The sequence below is a fragment of the Micromonospora echinaurantiaca genome, from assembly GCF_900090235.1.
GTDB classification, from domain to species: domain Bacteria; phylum Actinomycetota; class Actinomycetes; order Mycobacteriales; family Micromonosporaceae; genus Micromonospora; species Micromonospora echinaurantiaca.
The window spans coordinates 6453148-6471493 of the sequence record NZ_LT607750.1; the positions used below are offsets into that span (position 1 = coordinate 6453148).

Here is an 18346-nt window from a genome sequence, read left to right on the forward strand (position 1 = left end):
ACGAGCCCCGACTCAGGCCGGGCGGCTCACCGCGGAGCGCCCACCGGGGACGGCAGGATCAGCACGTCGTCCAGGTTCACGTAGCCGATCCGGTGACCGAACTGGACCTGCACGTAGCGCAGGTCGCCGCGGATAACCGTCCAGTCGCCCGGGGACGACCCGTCGAAGGTGACGGCCCGGTAGTACTCGCTCGGCAGGACACCGCCCACCGCGTACCGCTGGCCTGCGGCGAGCGTGTACTGCAACGGGGTGATCGCCTGGTACGGCACCCCGGTCGGGTAGGCGTCCCGCTCCGGGTAGCCCCGCCCGTAGACCGGGATGGTGGCCTTGCCGGGCTTCGGCGTCACTACGAAGCCGGTTGCCCACTTCGCGGTACGCGCCGACGCCGGGTTGTGGAACCAGGCCTTCTGGCCGAGGTACCAGATCGCCGTCCAGTCACCGCGTACCTCGGCCACCGCGTACGTCTGGCCGGCCGACGCCCGGGCGCTGTGGTCCGGGACGTACATGGTGCCCGGCGATCCGTCCGGGTGCTCGCCGAGGTCGACGGCGAGCGGCGCGTCGTGGCTCGGCGCGGTGCGCAGCAGCACCGCCGACGAGCCGCGTAGCGGGCAGGGGTCGGTGACCGGCGGCGGCGGGTTCGGCACCCCCGGGGGCTGCCGCGAGCAGCCGGTGAACGCCGGCTGGTTGTCGGCGAACTCGGGGTCGATGGTCACCAGCCCGGTGTGCGCCGTGCCGGTGGTCCGGAACGGCGCCTTGAGCAGGTCGAAGTAGTGCGACCAGTCCCAGTACGGCCCCGGGTCCCAGTGCATCCCGGCGACGGTCGACGGCACGGTGCCCGGGACGTTGTCGTGCCCGATGATGTGGTGCCGGTCGAGCGGGATGTTGAACCGCAGCGCCAGGTGCCGGACCAGCTTGGCCGAGGTGCGGTACATCGCCTCGGTGTACCAGGTGCCGTGCCCGGCGAAGCCCTCGTGCTCCAGGCCGATGGACTTGGCGTTGACGTACCAGTTGCCGGCGTGCCAGCCGACGTCCTTGGCCTTGATGTGCTGGGCGATGTGGCCGTCCACCGAGCGCAGCGTGTAGTGCCAGCCGACGTAGTCGGCCCGTTTCACCAGGCCGACGCTCGGCCAGAAGTAGCCCTCGGTGTCGTGGATGACGATGTACTCGATCTTCTGCTGGGCTGGCCGGTTGCCCAGGTCGTGGTTGCCGTAGTCGCCGGCGCCCGGGCCGTACTTCTCGTACGGGGCCGGGATCCACTCGCAGCCGAGGCCGACCGGGCACTCCAGCCCGTCGGGCCGCTCGCCGCGCCGCAGCCCGAGCTGGTGCAGCGTCGAGGTGTCCGGGTTGACCTCCCGCGCGGCGAGGGTCACCCGGTACCCGTCGTCGGTGGTCCGGCTCGCGCCCTCGCGGAGCTGCCCGTACACCTCGTCGGCGAAGGCGGCTGCGGTGTCCTCGGCGCCGGCGCCGGAGTAGCGGGCCACCGCGGCGTACCAGGCCGCCGGGTCGCTGGCCGCGTCGACCGGGCCACCCAGTTCCCGCTGGTACGCGGCGAGCAGCGCCGCTCCGCCACGGATGTTCGCGGTCGGGTCGGAGCGCAGCGCCTCCTCGCTGGCGCCGGTGAGCGCGGCGGCGGCCTGGAGGGTCTGCAGCGCGGCGTCGCCGAGAGCGGCCGGTGCCAACTCGCTGACGGCGGGCGCGGCGACGGTCAGCGGCCGTGCCTCGTCACCGCGCGGGTCCTCGCCCTCGTCGATGTGGCCACCGGCGGGCTGGGCGGTGACGTGGGCGGCGTCGGTGAGGTGCATCGGACCGTAGCCGCCACTGGTGCTCGGGTTGCCGGGATGGGTGTCCCAGCGCGACTCGAGGTACGACACGGCGAGCAGGACGCTCTCCGGCACGCCGAACTCGGCGGCCGCGGCGGCGTACTGCTGCTGCCGGTCGAGGGGCTCGGCGGCGGCCGGAGCGGCGGTGAACGGGGTGACCGCCAGGGCGAGCGTCGCGGCGGCGGCGAGCAGGGTGCGCCTGCTCCTCGATCTCGTGGATCTCGTGGATCTCGTGGACCTTGTGGACCTTGTGGACAACTGCATCGGACCCCCTGGTCAGACGGGTGGACGATGCGGCCACCTTCACCCCGGGCCGGGCCTGTCGTCAATACCTTTCCATGTATCAACTCCTAAGGAAGAAAACCTTCGACGCGTCCCGGCGAGAACCGTCGATCGCCGGGGCGTACGGAGTGTCACGGCGACACGGGTTGCGGATTGATAACGACCGTCTCTACTCTGGTCATTCGTCGGCCCGGCAACAGGTCCGTCCAACCCGGGCGGTAACGGTCCGACACCGCCGAATCGCTCGCGAGCGAACCGGGGAACCAGGTAACCCGGGGTGAATCCGCAGCCACTGCGGTAGGGCGTCCCCTTCCCGCCCGAACCCGTCAGCTAACCCGGTAGGCGGTCTGGGAAGAAGGAGTACGGAGCCCGGTGGCACACCATGCCCCGCGGCCACCGTCGGCACGGTCGGCGTACGCCGGCCCGGCGACGGCTGCGCCGCGTTCACGCTGGTCCCGCTTCACCACCGCACTCGCCGCCCTGGTCGGCTTCGCCGCCGTCCTGACCGGCGGCGCCACGGCGGCCCACGCCGAACCCACCGTCGCCGAGATCGAGCGCCAGATCGACGAGGACTGGAACAAGCTCGAACCGATCATCGAACGGCACAACGCCACCCGCCAGGACCTGGCCGCCAAGCGGAAGCAGGCCGACGCCCTGGCCGCCCAGATCAAACCGCTCCAGGCCCAGGTCGACGAGGCGATGGAGAAGGTCAGCGCGCTGGCCGTCCGCGCCTACAAGGGCGAGAACGTGCTCACCATCAACGCCCTGCTGGGCAGTCGCTCGCCGGGCGAGGTGGTCGGGCAGCTCGAAATGCTCGACCGGTTCGCCGACCGCCAGCAGCAGGACGTGCGACAGGTCGCCGACCTGCGCGACCAACTGGCCGCCAAGAAGGCGCCGCTTGACGAGATGGTCGCCCAGCTCGCCCAGGTCGAGGCGCAGCTGGCGGCGAAGAAGAAGCAGATCAACGCCGAGATCGACCGGCTGCAGAAGCTGCGGATCAAGGTGTACGGCAACGGCGGCGGCGGGCCGCTGCGTCCCGCCCCCTGCCCGGCCAGCTATCCGGGCGGCGCGGCGGGGGTGGCGGTCAAGTTCGCCTGCGCCCAGATCGGCAAGCCGTACGTCTGGGGCGCCGAGGGCCCGAACTCGTACGACTGTTCCGGGCTGATGCTGGCCGCCTGGGCCAAGGCCGGGGTCTCGCTGCCGCACAACGCCGCGCAGCAGCGCGGAGTCACCAAGACGGTCAGCCGGGGCGAGCTGCGCCCGGGTGACCTGGTCTTCTACTACGCCGACCTGCACCACGTCGGCATGTACGTCGGCGGCGGCTGGGTGGTGCACGCCTCCCGGGCCGGGGTGCCGATCAAGATGAAGAAGGTCGACGACGGCCCGATCCACAGCTACGGCAGGCCGGGCTGACCGCGTACCACCGAAAAGGGCCCGCTCCGGCGTCGGAGCGGGCCCTTTCCTGCTGCGTCAGCGGGTCGGCCAGGTGCGCCACTGCTGCCAGGAGCGGCTCGGCGTCGGGCCGCGCTGCCCCTGGTAGCGGGAGCCGTAGACGGCCGAGCCGTACGGGTGCTCGGCCGGTGAGGAGAGCCGGAAGATGCAGAGCTGACCGATCTTCATGCCCGGCCAGAGGGTGATCGGCAGGTTCGCCACGTTGGAGAGCTCCAGCGTCACGTGGCCGGAGAAGCCCGGGTCGATGAAGCCGGCGGTGGAGTGGGTGAGCAGGCCCAGCCGGCCCAGGCTCGACTTGCCCTCCAGCCGGCCGGCGAGCTGGTCGCCGAGCGAGATCACCTCGAGCGTGGAGGCGAGCACGAACTCGCCCGGGTGCAGCACGAACGGCTCGCCGTCGGGCACCTCGACCACCGAGGTCAGCTCGTCCTGCTGCTGCGCCGGGTCGATGTGCGTGTAGAGGTGGTTGTTGAAGACCCGGAACAGCTTGTCCAGGCGTACGTCGATGCTGGACGGCTGCACCAGCGTGGGCTCGAACGGCTCCAGCGCCAGGGCGCCCGCCTTGATCTCGGAGACCAGGTCGCGGTCGGAGAGCAGCATCGGAACACCATAGCGAAGCCGCCCGGGTGACCTGCGTGTCGGACTAGGTGTTCGTACACCTGTTCGATAGACTGTCCACATGGCTTCCTGGTCCGAATTCGCCGCTGACGAGCCCCGACTCGCCGACGGGATCCGCGTTCTCATGCAGCAGTACGGGCCGGGCTTCGGCTACCTGGCCACGGTCCGCGCCGACGGCGGGCCCCGGGTGCACCCGGTCTCCCCGGTGATCACCGACGAGGGGCTGTTCTGCTTCGTGGTCGACTCGCCGAAACGGCGTGACCTGGAACGCGACGGGCGCTATGCGCTGCACTCCTTCCCGCCGGAGGAGAGCGACGACGAGGCCTACGTCGCCGGGCACGCCCGCCCGGTCACCGACCCGGCCCGGGTCGCCCGGCTGGCCCGCAGCCACCGGGCCGCTCCGCACGTCGACTGGCGGCTGTTCGAGTTCACCGTCGACGTGGCGATGCTGACCCGCCGTGACGCGGGTGCCGCGGGTGGCCCCGGCAACGGTCACGGCCGCCCCGCCGTCCAGGTCTGGCTCGACCCGGGTGCGCCCGCCGACGCCCCGGCCGCCGACCCCGCGTCGCGGCTGCGGCACCACGACGCCCGCCGCGAGGCCGCCTAGCCGCGAAGACAGCGGTGCCGGCTCCGTCGTGCGGAGCCGGCACCGATGGCCGTACGTCAGATCAGGCCGCGCGGTACGCGTTCCACGCGGTCAGCATCCGGCTCGCCTGGCCGGCGGTGAACTGGTACATGCACGAGTCGTAGGTGTAGTCCATGAAGTTGGTGATCGGGTCGGCGCCCGGGGCGGTGCAGGTGTCCCGCCCGGTCGGGCACTGGAAGGCCGGCGAGGCCTCGGCCGGAGTGTCGCTGACGCCGTCGCCCTGGCCCGAGCAGCCGCCCTGGAAGGTGTGGTAGAGGTTCAGCCAGTGGCCGACCTCGTGGGTGCCGGTGTCGCCCTGGTTGTAGTTGGCGGCGGTGCCGCCCGGCAGCGACTCGCTCAGCACGACCACGCCGTCCATGCTGCTCAGCTTGCGCTGCGGGAAGGTCGCCCAACCGAGCAGGTCGTTGCTCAGCTCGCCCAGGTACACGTTGAGGGTGTTCTTGCCGCCCTCCCGCAGCGAGGACTTCATCGACCGCTCCGCCGACGAGCCCTGCACGATCGGGTACCACGCCGGGTTGGTCACCCGGTTAATCTTCTGCAGCTGGAAGCTGAACGCGGTGGCCGCGCCGCCGGTCGCGCCGCTGTAAGACTGGTTCAGCACGTTGATCTGCGAGGTGATCATCGAGTCCGGGATGTTGCCGCCGGCCCGGGTGCTGTTCTCCTGGATCACGTGCACCACGACCGGGATCGTCACGGTCGCGGCGAGGGTGGTCGCCCCGGCGCCAGCGCGGAAGCGCGCCCGCTCGCGCAGCGCGGCGGCCAGGTCGGCCTCCCGCTCGCGGGTCTCCGCGAGGGTCAGCTCGTTCGGTTCGTGCCTGGCCGCGCCGCCCGCCTTGATCCGGGCATCGGCGTGGACGTCGGCCGGCTCGACGCATGCCTCACCGGGTGCGGCGGAGAAGGCCGAAGCGGCCGGTACGACGCCCACCGCGGCGGTGCTGAGCAGCAGCGCGAGGGTCGTCGACGCGACACCGGCGGCACGCCGGGTCAGCAGGTCGGGACGAAGTCCCATGGGCCCACCTCTTTCTGGCGGCGCGACAGGGGGTATGTCACGCCGTGGCTGAGAACGTGGGCCAGACGTTACAACCGATCGACAGATTTGAGAACGCCCATATGTTGCCGGACTGAAACTTTTTCGTGGCAGCGGCTGGTCCCTCGGCCGGGCGGCCCGGCTGGGTCGGCGCGACATCCCGCAAGTTGTTGCCTCGCGGGGTCTGTGAGGCCGCTACTTCCCGAAAGTTGTGTGTGGATCTTGCGGCGCGCCGCCCGCGGGGCTGACGGCGCGGTCCGGCGGAGGGGGTACCTGGATGCACCGGCGTGGTGACTCAGGTACAGTGGTGCCGCTTGCGGGTGTAGTTCAATGGCAGAACATCAGCTTCCCAAGCTGACAGTGCGGGTTCGATTCCCGTCACCCGCTCCACCGCAAGGCCCCGGCTCAGGGCAGGTTTCCTGGCTGGGGCCTTCATCGTTGCCACCGCTTCTTGCGCCGGCCGTGCCCGCTGCGTGCCCGATCCCTGCTCTCCTTGATCTGCGAGCTGAGGCCGTCAGCGATGTGCTCGTCACGCTCCCGGGCCGTGTGCTGATGGATCACCACGGCCCGGGCGGAGGGGCCGCGCTAGCTTGCCTCACCCTGAACGGCACGGCGCTGTGAGGTCCAGGGCTGCTCCGCTCGCCGCCGGATGGCAAGCTCGTGCCTCGTGATCGATGACTTCGCCAAGGACCATCTGCACGGCCAGCTCAGGTCGATACGTCCGGCGCTGATGTGGAAGCTCGGTGGGGACGCCGTGAGAAATCCGGATCTCGTGGAGGTTCGCCCGTGAGGGCGGTCATCGTCGCGGCCGCGGTCGCGTTCATCATCTCCCTGTTCGGCACGCCGGTGGCGATTCGCGTCTTCACCGCGCTCAAGGCCGGCCAGCCGATCCGATCCATCGGGCTCGCCAGCAACCAGGGCAAGAAGGGCACGCCCACGATGGGCGGCGTCGTCTTCATCGTGGCGACCGTCCTCGCCTACGTCGCCGGGCACATCGCCCTGACCACCCTGCCCGAGCGGCAGATCGCGCAGGAGGGGCCGACCATGACGGCCCTGGTGCTGCTCGGGCTGTTCGTCTTCTGCGGCGCGGTCGGCTTCTTCGACGACTTCCTCAAGGTGCGCTGGCGCAACTCCGATGGCCTGTCCGCCAGAGGCAAGCTCCTCGGCCAGGCGCTCGTCGGCGGCGGGTTCGGCATCGCCGCGCTCTACGTGCCGAGCACCGACGGCCAGACCGTGGCCAGCGAGCACATCTCGCTCATCCGCGACATCAGCTGGCTGGACGTCGGCAAGGTCGGCGCGGTCATGGTCATCGTCTTCGTGATCATGGCGATGTCGAACGGCGTGAACCTCACCGACGGCCTCGACGGCCTGGCCACCGGCGCGTCGATCCTGGTGCTCGGCGCGTACGCGCTGATCGGGTTCTGGCAGTACCGGCACTGGTGCGCCGACGACGCGTACGCCCGCGTGAACGACTATTGCTACCAGGTCCGGGATCCCCTGGAGATCGCCATGATCGCCGCGGCGGCGGCCGGCGCCTGCGTGGGCTTCCTGTGGTGGAACACGTCCCCGGCGCGGATCTTCATGGGTGACGTGGGCTCGCTCGGGCTCGGCGCCCTGATCGGCGGGCTCGCGGTGGCAACCCGCACGACGCTGCTTTCGATCATGATCGGCGGGCTCTTCGTCATCATCACGACGACCTGGGTGATCCAGATCGTCTCGTTCCGGACCACCGGTAGACGCGTCTTCCGGATGGTGCCGTTGCACCACCACTTCGAGTTGGCCGGATGGAGCGAGGTCAACATTGTGGTCCGGTTCTGGATCGTGGCCGGCGTCTGCGTGGCGGTCGGCCTGGGCCTGTTCTACTCGGATTACTTGGCGGTCGTTGGATAAGAGCCACGCGACAAGCCTGTTGTACCCGGAGGCAGCGTGCCGCGGCGTGCGGCTCTGATAGGTGGTTGCCGGTAATCATCGGGCCGGAGAGGACACAAGCCACGGTGAGAGTTCGTCAACGAGGCGGGAGTCTTGGATGGGTCCACCGGGGAAACGCGATGAGGACTGGTTCACCAGGGTCTACGCGGCCGATTACGGGCAGGTGGTGAAGTACGGCCAGCGCCGGCTCGCCGACATGGAAGCGGCGGCTGAACTTGCTCAGGAGGTGTTCGTCATCGCCTGGCGGCGTCGCCGCGAGGTCCCGGACCGCAGCCTGCCCTGGCTGTACGGGGTGGCTCGGCGCCTGCTCGCGAACGAATGGCGAGCGCGGAGAGCTGCGCCGAATGTACTACCGATCACCGACGCTGGCCTACTGCAGAAACCGGGCTCGCCCGGCGCCGACGCGACCGTGGGCGTGGCCGATCTTCGGGCCGCCCTGGCGACCCTCACCGACCTTGATCAGGAAATCCTCCGGTTGGTCGGTTGGGAGGAGCTGACGGTTGCCGAGGCCGCCCAGGTCCTTGGCTGTACCCGCACCACCGCCGCGGTGCGCCTGCACCGCGCCCGTAGACGCCTCAACGACGCGATGTCGTACCGACCTGGATCGCCGGCACAGCAGCCGGTGCTGGCTAGTCCTCGAAAGGCCGTGTGATGTTCGGAGAAGAGCGAACCCGTACCCTCCTCAAGCCGATCGACCCGGCTCGGCACACCACCATCGCACCGCCCAGGCTGTCGGCACACGACTTGATCAACCGGGCTGAAGTTGTCGCGGAGCCCGTCGCCCATCGCCGTCAGGCACGCCCGACCCGCAGGCTGGTTCTGACGGCCGGGTCGCTGGCCGTAGCGGTCGGCGCCGCAGCGATCGCGCAAACCTTCGGCCCGTCCAACCCGGACACCTCGGAGAACGTCAGTCCACCCGGAGCGGATCCGGGGGTGGTGCTCGTGCCGGTGGCGTACGGCGCTGGCGCCCGTGACGCGGGGAGCGAGCTGCGCGCGTTGGCGAGCAGGCTCATCGACTCGGAGTACGACAACCGCACCGGCCGGTACATGTACCACCACACGAAGACGTGGGGCGACCCGGTGATGACGTCCGCCGACGGTCGCCACCACGTCGCTTTCGCGGACGAGACCAAGGTCTGGCAGGCGGCCGACGGGACCGGTAAGCAGGTCACGACTCAACTTGAGCCGCAGTATCCAGACCAGGAGTCCCGGGACTACTGGCAGCGCAACCTCAAGCCCAAGGCTGCCGCCTCCGCCACCCCCGCTCCCGACGACATGCCCCTGCCGCCGACGGACCTCGCGCCGCTGCCGTCGGGTCGGGCACAGCTGAACGAAATGCTCAAGGTCAGGTTCGGCGCAGGCGCCGTCAGCAAGGAAGTCAGCACGGTGTACGGGCGGTATGTCGTTCCGCGCCAGACGCGCGCTGAGATCCTGCGGGTCCTTGCCGATGTGCCCGGTTTCCTGTGGCGGGGCCAGGTGACCGATCGGGCCGGTCGCAAGGGTGTGGCCGTCACCTTCGACGACCGCGAGCACAACCAGCAGTCCCTTCTGATCTTCCACCCGAACACCGGGGAACTGCTCGCCCACGAGCTGCTGACCCTCTCGCCCGTACAGATCAGCTCGTACCAGGTGATCCTCGACACCGCCTGGGCCGATCAACCCAACTGAATCGCCGGTGCCGGGAGCCACTCCTACGGGGTGGCCTCCGGCCACCTCCGCGGTCGGGGCTGGGCCATTCACGGGCCACAAGCCGGTGTCAGGGGCCTCGATCGTTGCTACCGCTTCTTGCGCTGGCCGTGCCCTGAGGTACCGGCCGCGGTGGGCCGCAGCCAGTCGGCGGTGGACTCGATCACCGGCCGGTCACCGCCCGGCCGAGTCGTTCGGGGACGTCCTGAATCAGCAGGTTCGATGGGGTGACGAAGGCGTCGAAGCGACCGTCGATCGACCGGTCGAGCAGCGGCTTGTGCCGCTCGGACGGTAGGCCCGCCAGCCCGAGAAACCAGCCGAGCACCTGCCGGCAGTGCCACTCCCAACCGCCGTCGGCGCAGGTGCGGTCGACCACCACGGTGACCAGGTGCAGCGCTGCCCGTTCCCAGTCGGCCGGGTCGGCGGGGCCGGCGACGAGTAGCGGCAGGAACCGGTCGAAGCGTTCGGCCAATTCCTCCAGCCACCCCCGCCACTCGATCAGCGCCTCGGCCACCACGCCGAGCGTCTGCTCCGGGTCACCCATGCTGTCGGCGGGGCAGCACCAGGCATGGACCGGGCCGCCGCCAAAGTCGGCCTCGCCGACACCCCACCGCCAGCCCGACGCCCAGTGCCCGTAGTGATCGACGATCGCAAAGCTCATCTCGTCCGCCCACCGGGTGCCCTGCTGCTGCCCCCATCTGTACACCTCCGGTCTGCCCGACCGGCCGGATGGCCGGGTGGGGACGGCGGCGGAGGGCGGCAGCGATTGGATGACGGCCGGGGCGGTGTCCGGATCGAACGGCTGTCGGGCCGGGTTCACCTCCGCCCACGTCAGGTACCAGGGCACGATCATCGGGTCCCGGCTGGGGAGGTACGGCTCGGTGTATGGCACGTCGGACAAACAACCGCTCCAGTGGGGCCGGCCTCTGACTCGCCCACCGTATTAGACCGGCTGCCTCGACTCGACCCCATTGATCACGGCCGGCCTGGTGGCGGAACAGGCCGCTTGGCTGTCGGCGTGTCCGATGCCTGCCCGATTCCCTTGGCCCTCTTCTGGTCGGCGCGCACCGCATCGTGCAGCGCCTGGGGCGATGACCCGATCAGCCTCCGCCGTGGCGTGCCGCGTTCGGCCATACTGGTCCGCCATGGACCTGGACGAGTATCAGCGCGGCGCCCTCCGTACCGCCGCTCCACGTGACAAGCGGAACGAGCTGCTTCACCTGGTGCTCGGGCTGGTCGGCGAATCGGGTGAGATCGCCGAGAAGTTCAAGAAGTGGGTCCGCGACCTGGACAGCGACGAGTCGCGGATCGACCGGGCCGACATCGCCAAGGAACTCGGTGACGTGCTCTGGTACGTGGCCGTGCTCGCCGACTACCTCGACCTGTCGCTGGACGACATCGCGACGGCCAACCTGGCCAAGCTGGCCAGCCGCCAGGGCCGTGGCGTGCTGAGTGGCAGCGGCGACAACCGCTGAGCCAGGGGTTGGGCGTACCCACAACCATCGACCGTGCGGATGCTTCGTCCGGGAAGTCGTACAGGACCTGGCCTGGGGTTTCCTCCTCCAAGGAGCGGGGAGATCGGACGCGTGGAGCATCTGGAGGAGTCCCCCGAGGGTCGGCTGGTTCGGGAGCTGAGAGGGCTGAGCAGGGAGGAGGCCGGGCTGTCGTTCTGGTCCGCTCTGCAATACATCACGGACGCCGCCGCCGTCCATCGCGACGAGGAGCTGTACCGCGCCGCCCGCAAGATCGGCATGGCCGCGTTGTCCCAGGGCATCCCGTTGCCGTTCAACGCGAAGTACGTACTTTGCCCCGTCTGCCATGCCTATCCCGGTCAGAGCTGCAGCAACCTGCCGGGCCACGTCTTGGAGGACGAGTTGCACTCGGAGCGGGTCGAGCGGGGTCGGAAGCTGCGCGAGTTGATCAAAGAATGAAGCTGCCCCCGCGCGAACCACGACGCGACGCAAGGGTGACCCGGGTCTGGTGGGTTCGGCCCGATAGCGTGTCGGCATGAACGAATCGCCGGAGGGCGACGAGTACGAGGCCGAGTCCAGGCCGGTGCGGGCCTTGCCGGAGGCGACCGTCGCGGGAGACTGGCCTATCCTCGCCGCCATCGCGGTCGCAGTCGCAGGTCTGCTCATTTGGCGTCGACGGAGCCGACGCGGCTAGCAGCGACACGTCGTGGCGGGTTCGGGCTTGCGGCCACGAGCAGGCACGAGACGCATCTCCGCCGACCTCCGGCCGCAAGCGCTTCGGGCAGCACGACCCCTTGAGCACGCTTGTCCGAACTGAGGCGCGCCGGACAGCGGTGCCCGGGAGCGGTGCATATTCTCCCGGCCATGGGAGCAATCAAGCCGTGGCACCTGTTCGTCCTGACACTCTGCTGCCTTGTGCCGACTGCCGCCGCGATCGTTGGCGGGGTCTGGGCGGTCCGCCGATCCCGTAACCGTCGCTGACCGGAGTCGCCGGGCGCTTCCGGCCAGCGGCCGCTCGTCACGTGGGACGTGGTTCGTAGAACGGGCGGAGCTTCACAGCGCGGACGTCTTCGAACAGGACGTTGAGGTGCTCGTCGTACCCACTGTCGGCGTGGGCGTGCAGCAGCAGGGTTGAATGGCTAATGCTGTAGCGCCAAGGGCGAAACCGGCGGCGCAGCGTGAGGGGTCCCATCGCCCGATCATGACCCCGACGGCCCGCGTCGACCACGCGGCTCAGCGGACCCGACAGGCCAGCCGATCTTGTCCGATCCCGAGCTGACAGTGGCCGTCCGCGACCCGCAAGCTCGGAACTGCCGGCGATGATCTCAGTAGTATTTTCCCGTGTCCCGGCCCGTGATCTTCGACCTCTTCCACACCCTGGTCCACGGTGCCGACGACGAACGCGACCGGGTGGTCGGCGAGATGGCGCTCATGGTCGGGGTGGATCCGGCCGCGCTGGTCGCCGCGTACCACGCCACCTGGCGTGAGCGGCTTGTCCGGTGGGACGTGGAGGAGACGATCCGCGTCCTCGCCGGACGGCTCGGCGGCGCCCCGACCGACGAGCAGGTGACCCGTGCGGCTGCCCACCGACGATCCCTCGCGCGCCGGGTGCTGGGCTCGGTCTCGACCGCGACCCTGGACATGCTCGACGCGCTGCGCGACGCCGGGCATCCGCTGGCGCTCATCAGCAATGCGACGTCGGAGACCGCCGAGGCATGGCCGCGGAGTCCACTCGCCCGCCGCTTCGACGTCGCGGTCTTCTCCTGCGACGTCGGGGTGGCCAAGCCGGACCCGGCGATCTACCGGACGACCGCTGAGCTGCTGGGCGTCGCGCCGGCGGAGTGCGTCTTCGTCGGGGACGGCGCGGACGGCGAGCTGGCCGGCGCGGCAGGGGTCGGGATGACCGTGCTCCGGACCACGGAGCACAACGACACCGACCCGAGCTGGGACGGGCCGGCGTTCGCCACCCTTCGCGACCTGCCCACCCTGCTGCACCAGCCGCCCGGGGCTTCAGGAAGTACCGGCCGCGCGTCTCGCACAACGCCAACCGATGACCTGAGGTAAGGCGGGATGTGATTAGCCCGCCGGGCAGATTAGGTGCTGTGGGTAGGGTGCTCGCCATGGTCGGGGACGCCGTATGCCGTTGACGAATCCGTGGCTGTCCGGGCCCACGCCGAACAAGCGGCTCGACCGCGAACGGCTGGAAGAACGCATCCTCAACCTGCTGTCGTCGCAGAACATGTGTGTGCTCGCGACCACGGGTCCGGACGGCCCCCTGGCCACCCCGGTGCGCTACTACCCGCTCGGCTTCGCGGTGCTCTTCACCGCGGCGCCGCGTTCGCCCAAGATGCGCAACATCGCCGCCGACCCGCGCGTCTCTGTCGGCATCTTCGCGCCACTGGTGGGGCTGGCCAGCAGCCGCGGCGCCCAACTGTTCGGGACCGCCAGGGTGCTGGATCCGCAGCATCCGGACCGTGCGCACTACTGGACGGCGTTCCGCTGGGAGAACGAGCACGCGGAGCGCGGGCGACCGCTGTCCGAGCCGCCCGAGGACACACTCGTGGTCATCGAAGCGGAGCGGATCGTCTACACCGAGCACTGGCTGCGGCGGGAAGGGTTCGCACCACGCCAGTTCTGGCGTCGCTGACGACGCCTCCCGCGGCGTGGCGGGCGGCTGGAACCGCACCACTACATCGCCCGCCACGTCGCCTCAGGGGAGGTGGGCCGTGGCCGAATTGGCGGACCCCGCCGCTGGCACGACGTACGCACCGGCCCGTGCCGCGGCTGCGGCGGCCTCGGCGGCGCGGTCCGCGGCGGCCTCGTCCAGTGGGTCACCGCTGAGCAGCAGGCGATGGTAGAGCGGAGCGGAAACGGCGCGGATCACCTCGCGGGCGTCGGTGCCGGTGGGCACCTCGCCGCGATCGACGGCTTGCCGCACGCAGGGCGCCCACTCCTGCAGGCGCGTGTCGTAGAACCGGTGCAGGGCCTCCGCGGTCCGCTCGTCCCAGCTGGCGGCTGCGATCACCGCCTTGAAGAGCGGTCCCTGTCGCGGGTCGGTCAGCGTGCGCTGCACGAGTCGGGCGTTCGCCCGCAGATCGCCGAGGAGCGACCCGGTGTCGGTTCGGGGTAGTGAGTCCTCGGCCATCTCCACCAGCAACTCGGCCACCAGTCCGGCGGCCGAGCCCCAGCGACGGTAGACGGTCGTCTTGCCGACGCCGGCACGTTCGGCGACCTCGGCCAGGTCCAGGTGACGGAAGCCTTTCTCGGCCAGTACGTCGCCGGTGGCCCGCAACACCGCTCGCCGCACCCGCGCGGTCCGTCCGCCGGGCCGCAGCGTCCCGGCCGGCGCCTCGTCAGCAACCATAACGGGCCTCCAGTTTCGTTAAGGGCGGGTCGATGTTATCGTAGCCAGGCACCTAACGGAACTACAGTTCCGTTAGGTGCTGCTGCTGCCGACCTAGGGAAGGACCGGTCATGGAATTTCGACGCCTGGGAGCGTCCGGCCTCACGGTGCCCGTGTTGAGCTTCGGCGCCGGCACCTTTGGCGGTCGGGGGCCGTTGTTCGGAGCCTGGGGCACCACAGACGTGCCGGAGGCCCGGCGGCTGGTGGACATCTGCCTGGACGCCGGCGTCACGATGTTCGACACCGCCGATGTCTACTCCGACGGAGCCTCCGAGGAGGTGCTGGGTGCGGCGATCAAGGGGCGCCGGGACGGCCTCATCCTCTCGACGAAGAGCGGCCTTCCGGTGGGCGACGGACCGAACGACGCCGGCTCCTCGCGGCTGCGGCTGATCCGAGCGTGTGAGGACGCGCTGCGTCGCCTCGGCACCGACTACATCGATCTCTTTCAGCTGCACGCCTTCGACGCCGGCACGCCGATCGAGGAGGTGCTCTCGACGCTCGACGACCTCGTACGGGCCGGGAAGATCCGCTATGTCGGCGTCTCCAACTTCGCCGGCTGGCAGTTGATGAAGTCCCTCGCCGTCGCCGAACGCTACGGCTACCCCCGCCACGTCGCCCACCAGGTCTACTACTCCCTCGTCGGGCGCGACTACGAATGGGAACTGCTACCCCTCGGGCGCGACCAGGGGGTCGGCGCCGTGGTCTGGAGCCCGCTCGGCTGGGGCCGGCTCACCGGCAAGGTACGCCGAGGCGCGCCGCTGCCGGCGCAGAGTCGCCTGCACCAGACCGCCGACTACGGCCCGCCGGTCCCCGACGAGCTGCTCTACCGGGTGGTCGATGTCCTCGACGAGATCGCGGCGGAGACCGGCAGGGCCGTACCGCAGATCGCCCTCAACTGGTTGCTGCGGCGCCCGACCGTGTCGTCCGTTGTCGTCGGCGCCCGGAACGAGGCCCAGCTGCGCCAGAATCTCGGCGCCGTTGGTTGGTCGCTCAGCGACGAGCAGGTGGCACGGCTCGACGCGGCGAGCGCCACGACGCCGCCCTACCCGTACTTCCCGTACCACCGACAGGAGGGGTTCGCTCGCGTCAACCCGCCGGCGGTCCCCGCCGCGGTCCACGCCGGTCGGGGTTGACCCGGGAACGACGACGGCCCCTCGGCTCCGCGGGCGTGCCGCGCCGGGTGCCGCCCCGGCGCTGGCCGCCCGACGGGCGCCAAACATGCAACCGAAGGTTGCACGTCGGGAGGTGGTTGGGTAGGTTAGACGCAACCAAAGGTTGCGAAAGGGTGGTACGCATGGAGTACGGATCGATCGAGCGCGACATCCAGGTCGACGCCTCGCCCGAGGTGGTCTTCGAGGTGATCAGTCGGCCCGAGCACATGCGGGAGTGGTGGCCCGACGACGCGCGGTTCGAGTCGGTCGCCGGCGCACCCGGCGAGCTCGTCTGGCGCGACGCGGAGACCGGCGAGACGACGACCATCGCCCTCGCCGTCGTCGAGGTCGATCCACCGAAGCGGTTCTCGTTCCGGTGGTGCTACTCAGCGCCGGACCGGGCCGGGAACTCGCTGTTCGTCACCTTCGACCTGGTCCCCACCGGCGGGGGCACCCGGGTCCGGATGACGGAGACCGGTTTCCGGGAGATGGGCTGGGAGATCGCCCAGCTCGAGGCGCAGTACCGCGACCACGAGAGCGGTTGGGACCACTACCTCCCCGCGCTCGGCGCGTACGTGGCGCGGCTGGTCGCCACCGCATGAGCACGGCGATCGACGACGAGCTGTGGTCGGCGGTCGGCGACCCCATCCGGCGTACGATGATCGATCTTCTGCTCGCCGGAGGGCCGGGAACGGCCACGTCACTGAGCGAGCGGCTGCCCGTCACCCGCCAGGCCGTCTCGAAGCACCTGGCCGTCCTGGACCGGGTCGGCCTGGTGCACGGCACGCCGGCCGGTCGGGAGCGCCGCTACCAGGTCGATGAGGCGCAGCTCGCCCGAGCTGTCGCCCAGTTGTCGGCGGTGGGCGCCACCTGGGACGCCCGACTCCGCCGGATCAAGCGGATCGCCGAGGCGATCGAACGCAACCGCGACAACAACCGAGGAGACTGAGATGGTCGACATCCTGCACCGGGTCGGCGTCGTCGCGCCGCTCGACGACGTCTACCGGGCGGTGGCAACGCCGGAGGGCATCGCCGGCTGGTGGACGACGGACACCACGGGCAAGAGCGAGGTCGGCGGCCAGCTGGCGTTCCGGTTCGGCGACGTCGGCGGCTTCGACATGGAGGTCCTGGAGCTCGATCCCGCCGGCCACGTACGGTGGCGGGTCACCGACGGGCCCGCGGAATGGGTCGGCACCGAGATCGACTGGCGCCTCGACCGGCGCGGCGAGTACACCATCGTCCAGTTCCGGCACGAGGGCTGGCGCGAGCCGGTCGAGTTCATGCACCACTGCAGCACCAAGTGGGCGACGTTCCTGCTCAGTCTCAAGGAGCTGGTGGAGACCGGGCGCGGCCGGCCGGCGCCGGACGACGTCCGGATCAGCGACTGGCACTGATCCCGGCGGCCGGACCCGGACCGACGCGCCGACGCCGGTCCGGGTCCGGCACCCGCTCAGCGACAGCGGCAGAACCGGGTCCGGCACCCACTCAGAGGTAGAGGCAGAAGGGGTGGCCGGCGGGGTCGAGGTGCACCCGTACGTCGTCCTGGGGTTGGAAGTCCGCCAGGGTGGCCCCGGCGGCGACGGCGTGGGCGGAGGCCGCCTCCAGGTCGTCGACCTGGATGTCGAGGTGGATCATCATCTGCGGATCTCCCGGCCCGGCCGGCCACACCGGCCGTACGTAGTCCGACTCGGTCTGGAACGCCAGGCCGGCGCCGCCGCCCGGCGCGCGCAGCGTGACCCAGTCCGGTTCGTCCTCGTCCCGCGGCCACCCGAGCAGGCGTTCGTAGAACGCGGCCAGTTCCCGGGCGTCGGGCGAATCCAGCACGGTGGCGGTCAGCGTCAGCCGAGGTCGATCCTCCATACCACCGTCCATACCCAGGTGTCGGCGTGGGTCAAGCACGCGCGCCCCGACCGGCCTTCCGCCCCGGCCGGCCTTCCGCCCCCGGCCGGCCGGGGCGCCGCGGCTCAGGCGCGCCCGCTCAGCCGCTCGGCGGCGTCGACGGCGTTGCGGAAGAGCATCGCCACCGTGGTCGGGCCGACCCCGCCGACCCGGGGCGTGATCGCGCTGGCCACCTCGGCGCACGACTCGTCGACGTCCGGCAGCAGCCGGCGGCCCTCGTAGCGGACGCCGGCCCCGATCACCACCGCGCCCGGCTTGACGTGCTCCGGCTGGATGATCCCGGGTACGCCGGCGGCGGCGACCAGGATGTCGGCGCGCCGGGTGTAGCGGTCCCAGTCCGGCACGCCGGTGTGCACGACGGTGACCGCCGCGTTGGCGGTGGGCCGCTTCTGCGCCAGCATGATCGACAGCGGCCGGCCGAGGGTCGCGCCCCGGCCCAGGATGACCACCTCACGCCCGGCGACCGGGATGTCGTAGTGGGCCAGCAGCGCCTCGATGCCGGCCGGCGTGCAGGGCAGCGGCCCGGGCAGCCCGAGCGCCAGCCGCCCGATGTTGAGCGGGTGCATCCCGTCGACGTCCTTGTCCGGGTCGACGCTCTGCAACGCCCGGTCGTAGTCGAGGTGGGCCGGGACCGGGTACTGCACGAGCAGCCCGTGCACCCCCGGGTCGGCGTTGTAGCCGGCGATCACCCGGTGCAGGTCCTCCTGCGTGGCGTCGGCCGGCAGGTGGGTGTGCGGCGACTCGAAGTTCAGCTCCGCCGCCTGGCGCTGCTTGATCCGGATGTAACCGGCGCTGGCGTCGTCGTCACCGACCAGTACGGTCGCGAGCGCCGGCACGACGCCCGCCCGGCGCAGCCGGGACACCCGGTCGGCCACCTCGGCGAAGACCTTGTCGGCGAGCGGCTTGCCGGACAGCAGCCGGGCGGTGTGCGGGATCACGGCGGTGTCGTCTGCGATGGGCATGG

Annotated in this window: 21 protein-coding genes, 1 tRNA gene and 1 riboswitch; of the genes, 14 read left to right on the top strand and 8 right to left on the bottom strand. The window is 70.6% G+C overall.

The features are described from left to right. Nucleotides 1-26 precede the first annotated feature (26 nt). A complete protein-coding gene (locus tag GA0070609_RS29280) occupies nt 27-2084 on the bottom strand; it encodes an N-acetylmuramoyl-L-alanine amidase (protein WP_088996775.1) in 2058 nt (685 codons plus the stop codon). Between the two features lie 241 nt (nt 2085-2325). Next, nucleotides 2326-2462, top strand: a riboswitch (cyclic di-AMP (ydaO/yuaA leader). 12 nt (nt 2463-2474) lie between these two features. On the opposite strand from GA0070609_RS29280, the gene GA0070609_RS29285 reads away from it, so the two are divergent. Further along, nucleotides 2475-3515, top strand: coding sequence for a C40 family peptidase (locus GA0070609_RS29285; RefSeq protein ID WP_088996776.1), 1041 nt, complete (start codon nt 2475-2477; stop codon nt 3513-3515). Nucleotides 3516-3572: 57 nt separating this feature from the next. Here GA0070609_RS29285 and dcd read toward each other — a convergent pair whose 3' ends face one another. Then, the gene (gene dcd, locus GA0070609_RS29290) at nt 3573-4151 is read right to left on the bottom strand and encodes a dCTP deaminase (protein WP_088996777.1); all 579 of its coding nucleotides are present in this window, start codon (nt 4149-4151) and stop codon (nt 3573-3575) included. 79 nt (nt 4152-4230) lie between these two features. On the opposite strand from dcd, the gene GA0070609_RS29295 reads away from it, so the two are divergent. Further along, nucleotides 4231-4776 (top strand): pyridoxamine 5'-phosphate oxidase family protein, encoded by a 546-nt coding sequence (locus GA0070609_RS29295; protein ID WP_088996778.1) that lies wholly within the window; start codon nt 4231-4233, stop codon nt 4774-4776. Between the two features lie 61 nt (nt 4777-4837). Here the strand turns inward: GA0070609_RS29295 and GA0070609_RS29300 are convergent, their stop codons facing one another. After that, nucleotides 4838-5824, bottom strand: a complete 987-nt coding sequence (locus GA0070609_RS29300) for a zinc metalloprotease (RefSeq protein WP_088996779.1) — start codon at nt 5822-5824, stop codon at nt 4838-4840. A 334-nt stretch (nt 5825-6158) separates the two neighbouring features. On the opposite strand from GA0070609_RS29300, the gene GA0070609_RS29305 reads away from it, so the two are divergent. The 4 genes from GA0070609_RS29305 (at nt 6159) to GA0070609_RS29320 (ending at nt 9439) form a co-directional block, all read left to right on the top strand. Further along, nucleotides 6159-6232: transfer RNA gene (locus tag GA0070609_RS29305), tRNA-Gly, on the top strand. Nucleotides 6233-6628: 396 nt separating this feature from the next. Further along, nucleotides 6629-7732: a phospho-N-acetylmuramoyl-pentapeptide-transferase gene (gene mraY / locus GA0070609_RS29310; RefSeq protein ID WP_088996780.1), complete on the top strand. Its 1104-nt coding sequence runs from the start codon at nt 6629-6631 to the stop codon at nt 7730-7732. A gap of 136 nt (nt 7733-7868) precedes the next feature. Next, nucleotides 7869-8423 carry an RNA polymerase sigma factor gene (locus GA0070609_RS29315; protein WP_088996781.1) on the top strand — a complete coding sequence of 185 codons (555 nt, stop codon included), beginning with the start codon at nt 7869-7871 and terminating at the stop codon, nt 8421-8423. Then, nucleotides 8423-9439 carry a CU044_5270 family protein gene (locus tag GA0070609_RS29320; RefSeq protein WP_088998034.1) on the top strand — a complete coding sequence of 339 codons (1017 nt, stop codon included), beginning with the start codon at nt 8423-8425 and terminating at the stop codon, nt 9437-9439. Before GA0070609_RS29315 ends, GA0070609_RS29320 begins: the two co-directional genes overlap by 1 nt. A gap of 181 nt (nt 9440-9620) precedes the next feature. Here the strand turns inward: GA0070609_RS29320 and GA0070609_RS29325 are convergent, their stop codons facing one another. Beyond that, nucleotides 9621-10358, bottom strand: a complete 738-nt coding sequence (locus GA0070609_RS29325) for a hypothetical protein (RefSeq protein WP_088996782.1) — start codon at nt 10356-10358, stop codon at nt 9621-9623. A gap of 244 nt (nt 10359-10602) precedes the next feature. On the opposite strand from GA0070609_RS29325, the gene GA0070609_RS29330 reads away from it, so the two are divergent. Next, nucleotides 10603-10932: a nucleoside triphosphate pyrophosphohydrolase family protein gene (locus GA0070609_RS29330; RefSeq protein ID WP_088996783.1), complete on the top strand. Its 330-nt coding sequence runs from the start codon at nt 10603-10605 to the stop codon at nt 10930-10932. A 111-nt stretch (nt 10933-11043) separates the two neighbouring features. Beyond that, nucleotides 11044-11388 (top strand): zinc finger domain-containing protein, encoded by a 345-nt coding sequence (locus GA0070609_RS29335; RefSeq protein WP_088996784.1) that lies wholly within the window; start codon nt 11044-11046, stop codon nt 11386-11388. Between the two features lie 559 nt (nt 11389-11947). Here GA0070609_RS29335 and GA0070609_RS33440 read toward each other — a convergent pair. Beyond that, nucleotides 11948-12121, bottom strand: coding sequence for a hypothetical protein (locus tag GA0070609_RS33440; protein ID WP_157748326.1), 174 nt, complete (start codon nt 12119-12121; stop codon nt 11948-11950). 149 nt (nt 12122-12270) lie between these two features. Here GA0070609_RS33440 and GA0070609_RS29340 point away from each other — a divergent pair, with 149 nt between their 5' ends. Continuing rightward, the gene (locus GA0070609_RS29340; protein ID WP_088996785.1) at nt 12271-12993 is read left to right on the top strand and encodes an HAD family hydrolase; all 723 of its coding nucleotides are present in this window, start codon (nt 12271-12273) and stop codon (nt 12991-12993) included. Between the two features lie 73 nt (nt 12994-13066). Beyond that, entirely contained in the window at nt 13067-13576 is a 510-nt protein-coding gene (locus GA0070609_RS29345; protein WP_088996786.1) for a pyridoxamine 5'-phosphate oxidase family protein, read from the top strand. A gap of 63 nt (nt 13577-13639) precedes the next feature. Here GA0070609_RS29345 and GA0070609_RS29350 read toward each other — a convergent pair whose 3' ends face one another. Further along, the gene (locus tag GA0070609_RS29350; protein ID WP_231928452.1) at nt 13640-14224 is read right to left on the bottom strand and encodes a TetR/AcrR family transcriptional regulator; all 585 of its coding nucleotides are present in this window, start codon (nt 14222-14224) and stop codon (nt 13640-13642) included. 179 nt (nt 14225-14403) lie between these two features. On the opposite strand from GA0070609_RS29350, the gene GA0070609_RS29355 reads away from it, so the two are divergent. From GA0070609_RS29355 to GA0070609_RS29370, 4 genes are all read left to right on the top strand, one after another. Further along, nucleotides 14404-15465 carry an aldo/keto reductase gene (locus tag GA0070609_RS29355; protein ID WP_088996788.1) on the top strand — a complete coding sequence of 354 codons (1062 nt, stop codon included), beginning with the start codon at nt 14404-14406 and terminating at the stop codon, nt 15463-15465. Between the two features lie 161 nt (nt 15466-15626). Continuing rightward, on the top strand, nt 15627-16085 hold the full coding sequence (locus GA0070609_RS29360; RefSeq protein ID WP_088996789.1) for an SRPBCC family protein: 459 nt from the start codon (nt 15627-15629) through the stop codon (nt 16083-16085). Further along, a complete protein-coding gene (locus GA0070609_RS29365) occupies nt 16082-16432 on the top strand; it encodes an ArsR/SmtB family transcription factor (protein WP_088996790.1) in 351 nt (116 codons plus the stop codon). The genes GA0070609_RS29360 and GA0070609_RS29365 overlap by 4 nt, the downstream gene beginning before the upstream one ends. 1 nt (nt 16433) lies before the next feature. Then, nucleotides 16434-16877 (top strand): SRPBCC family protein, encoded by a 444-nt coding sequence (locus tag GA0070609_RS29370; RefSeq protein WP_088996791.1) that lies wholly within the window; start codon nt 16434-16436, stop codon nt 16875-16877. Between the two features lie 91 nt (nt 16878-16968). Here the strand turns inward: GA0070609_RS29370 and GA0070609_RS29375 are convergent, their stop codons facing one another. Both GA0070609_RS29375 and GA0070609_RS29380 read right to left on the bottom strand, forming a co-directional pair. Beyond that, a complete protein-coding gene (locus GA0070609_RS29375; protein WP_088996792.1) occupies nt 16969-17343 on the bottom strand; it encodes a VOC family protein in 375 nt (124 codons plus the stop codon). 104 nt (nt 17344-17447) lie between these two features. After that, nucleotides 17448-18344, bottom strand: coding sequence for a bifunctional 5,10-methylenetetrahydrofolate dehydrogenase/5,10-methenyltetrahydrofolate cyclohydrolase (locus GA0070609_RS29380; protein ID WP_088996793.1), 897 nt, complete (start codon nt 18342-18344; stop codon nt 17448-17450). Nucleotides 18345-18346 lie beyond the last annotated feature (2 nt).

Bases quoted from the DNA above. Each gene is read 5' to 3' on its own strand.
- GA0070609_RS29380 (WP_088996793.1), bottom strand. From the start codon at position 18,344: ATGCCCATCGCAGACGACACCGCCGTGATCCCGCACACCGCCCGGCTG.
- GA0070609_RS29345 (WP_088996786.1), top strand. From the start codon at position 13,067: ATGCCGTTGACGAATCCGTGGCTGTCCGGGCCCACGCCGAACAAGCGG.
- GA0070609_RS29315 (WP_088996781.1), top strand. From the start codon at position 7,869: ATGGGTCCACCGGGGAAACGCGATGAGGACTGGTTCACCAGGGTCTAC.
- GA0070609_RS29320 (WP_088998034.1), top strand. From the start codon at position 8,423: ATGTTCGGAGAAGAGCGAACCCGTACCCTCCTCAAGCCGATCGACCCG.
- GA0070609_RS29355 (WP_088996788.1), top strand. From the start codon at position 14,404: ATGGAATTTCGACGCCTGGGAGCGTCCGGCCTCACGGTGCCCGTGTTG.
- GA0070609_RS29370 (WP_088996791.1), top strand. From the start codon at position 16,434: ATGGTCGACATCCTGCACCGGGTCGGCGTCGTCGCGCCGCTCGACGAC.
- GA0070609_RS29330 (WP_088996783.1), top strand. From the start codon at position 10,603: ATGGACCTGGACGAGTATCAGCGCGGCGCCCTCCGTACCGCCGCTCCA.
- GA0070609_RS29375 (WP_088996792.1), bottom strand. From the start codon at position 17,343: ATGGAGGATCGACCTCGGCTGACGCTGACCGCCACCGTGCTGGATTCG.
- GA0070609_RS29280 (WP_088996775.1), bottom strand. From the start codon at position 2,084: ATGCAGTTGTCCACAAGGTCCACAAGGTCCACGAGATCCACGAGATCC.
- GA0070609_RS29295 (WP_088996778.1), top strand. From the start codon at position 4,231: ATGGCTTCCTGGTCCGAATTCGCCGCTGACGAGCCCCGACTCGCCGAC.
- GA0070609_RS29360 (WP_088996789.1), top strand. From the start codon at position 15,627: ATGGAGTACGGATCGATCGAGCGCGACATCCAGGTCGACGCCTCGCCC.
- dcd (WP_088996777.1), bottom strand. From the start codon at position 4,151: ATGCTGCTCTCCGACCGCGACCTGGTCTCCGAGATCAAGGCGGGCGCC.
- GA0070609_RS29365 (WP_088996790.1), top strand. From the start codon at position 16,082: ATGAGCACGGCGATCGACGACGAGCTGTGGTCGGCGGTCGGCGACCCC.
- GA0070609_RS29300 (WP_088996779.1), bottom strand. From the start codon at position 5,824: ATGGGACTTCGTCCCGACCTGCTGACCCGGCGTGCCGCCGGTGTCGCG.
- GA0070609_RS33440 (WP_157748326.1), bottom strand. From the start codon at position 12,121: ATGGGACCCCTCACGCTGCGCCGCCGGTTTCGCCCTTGGCGCTACAGC.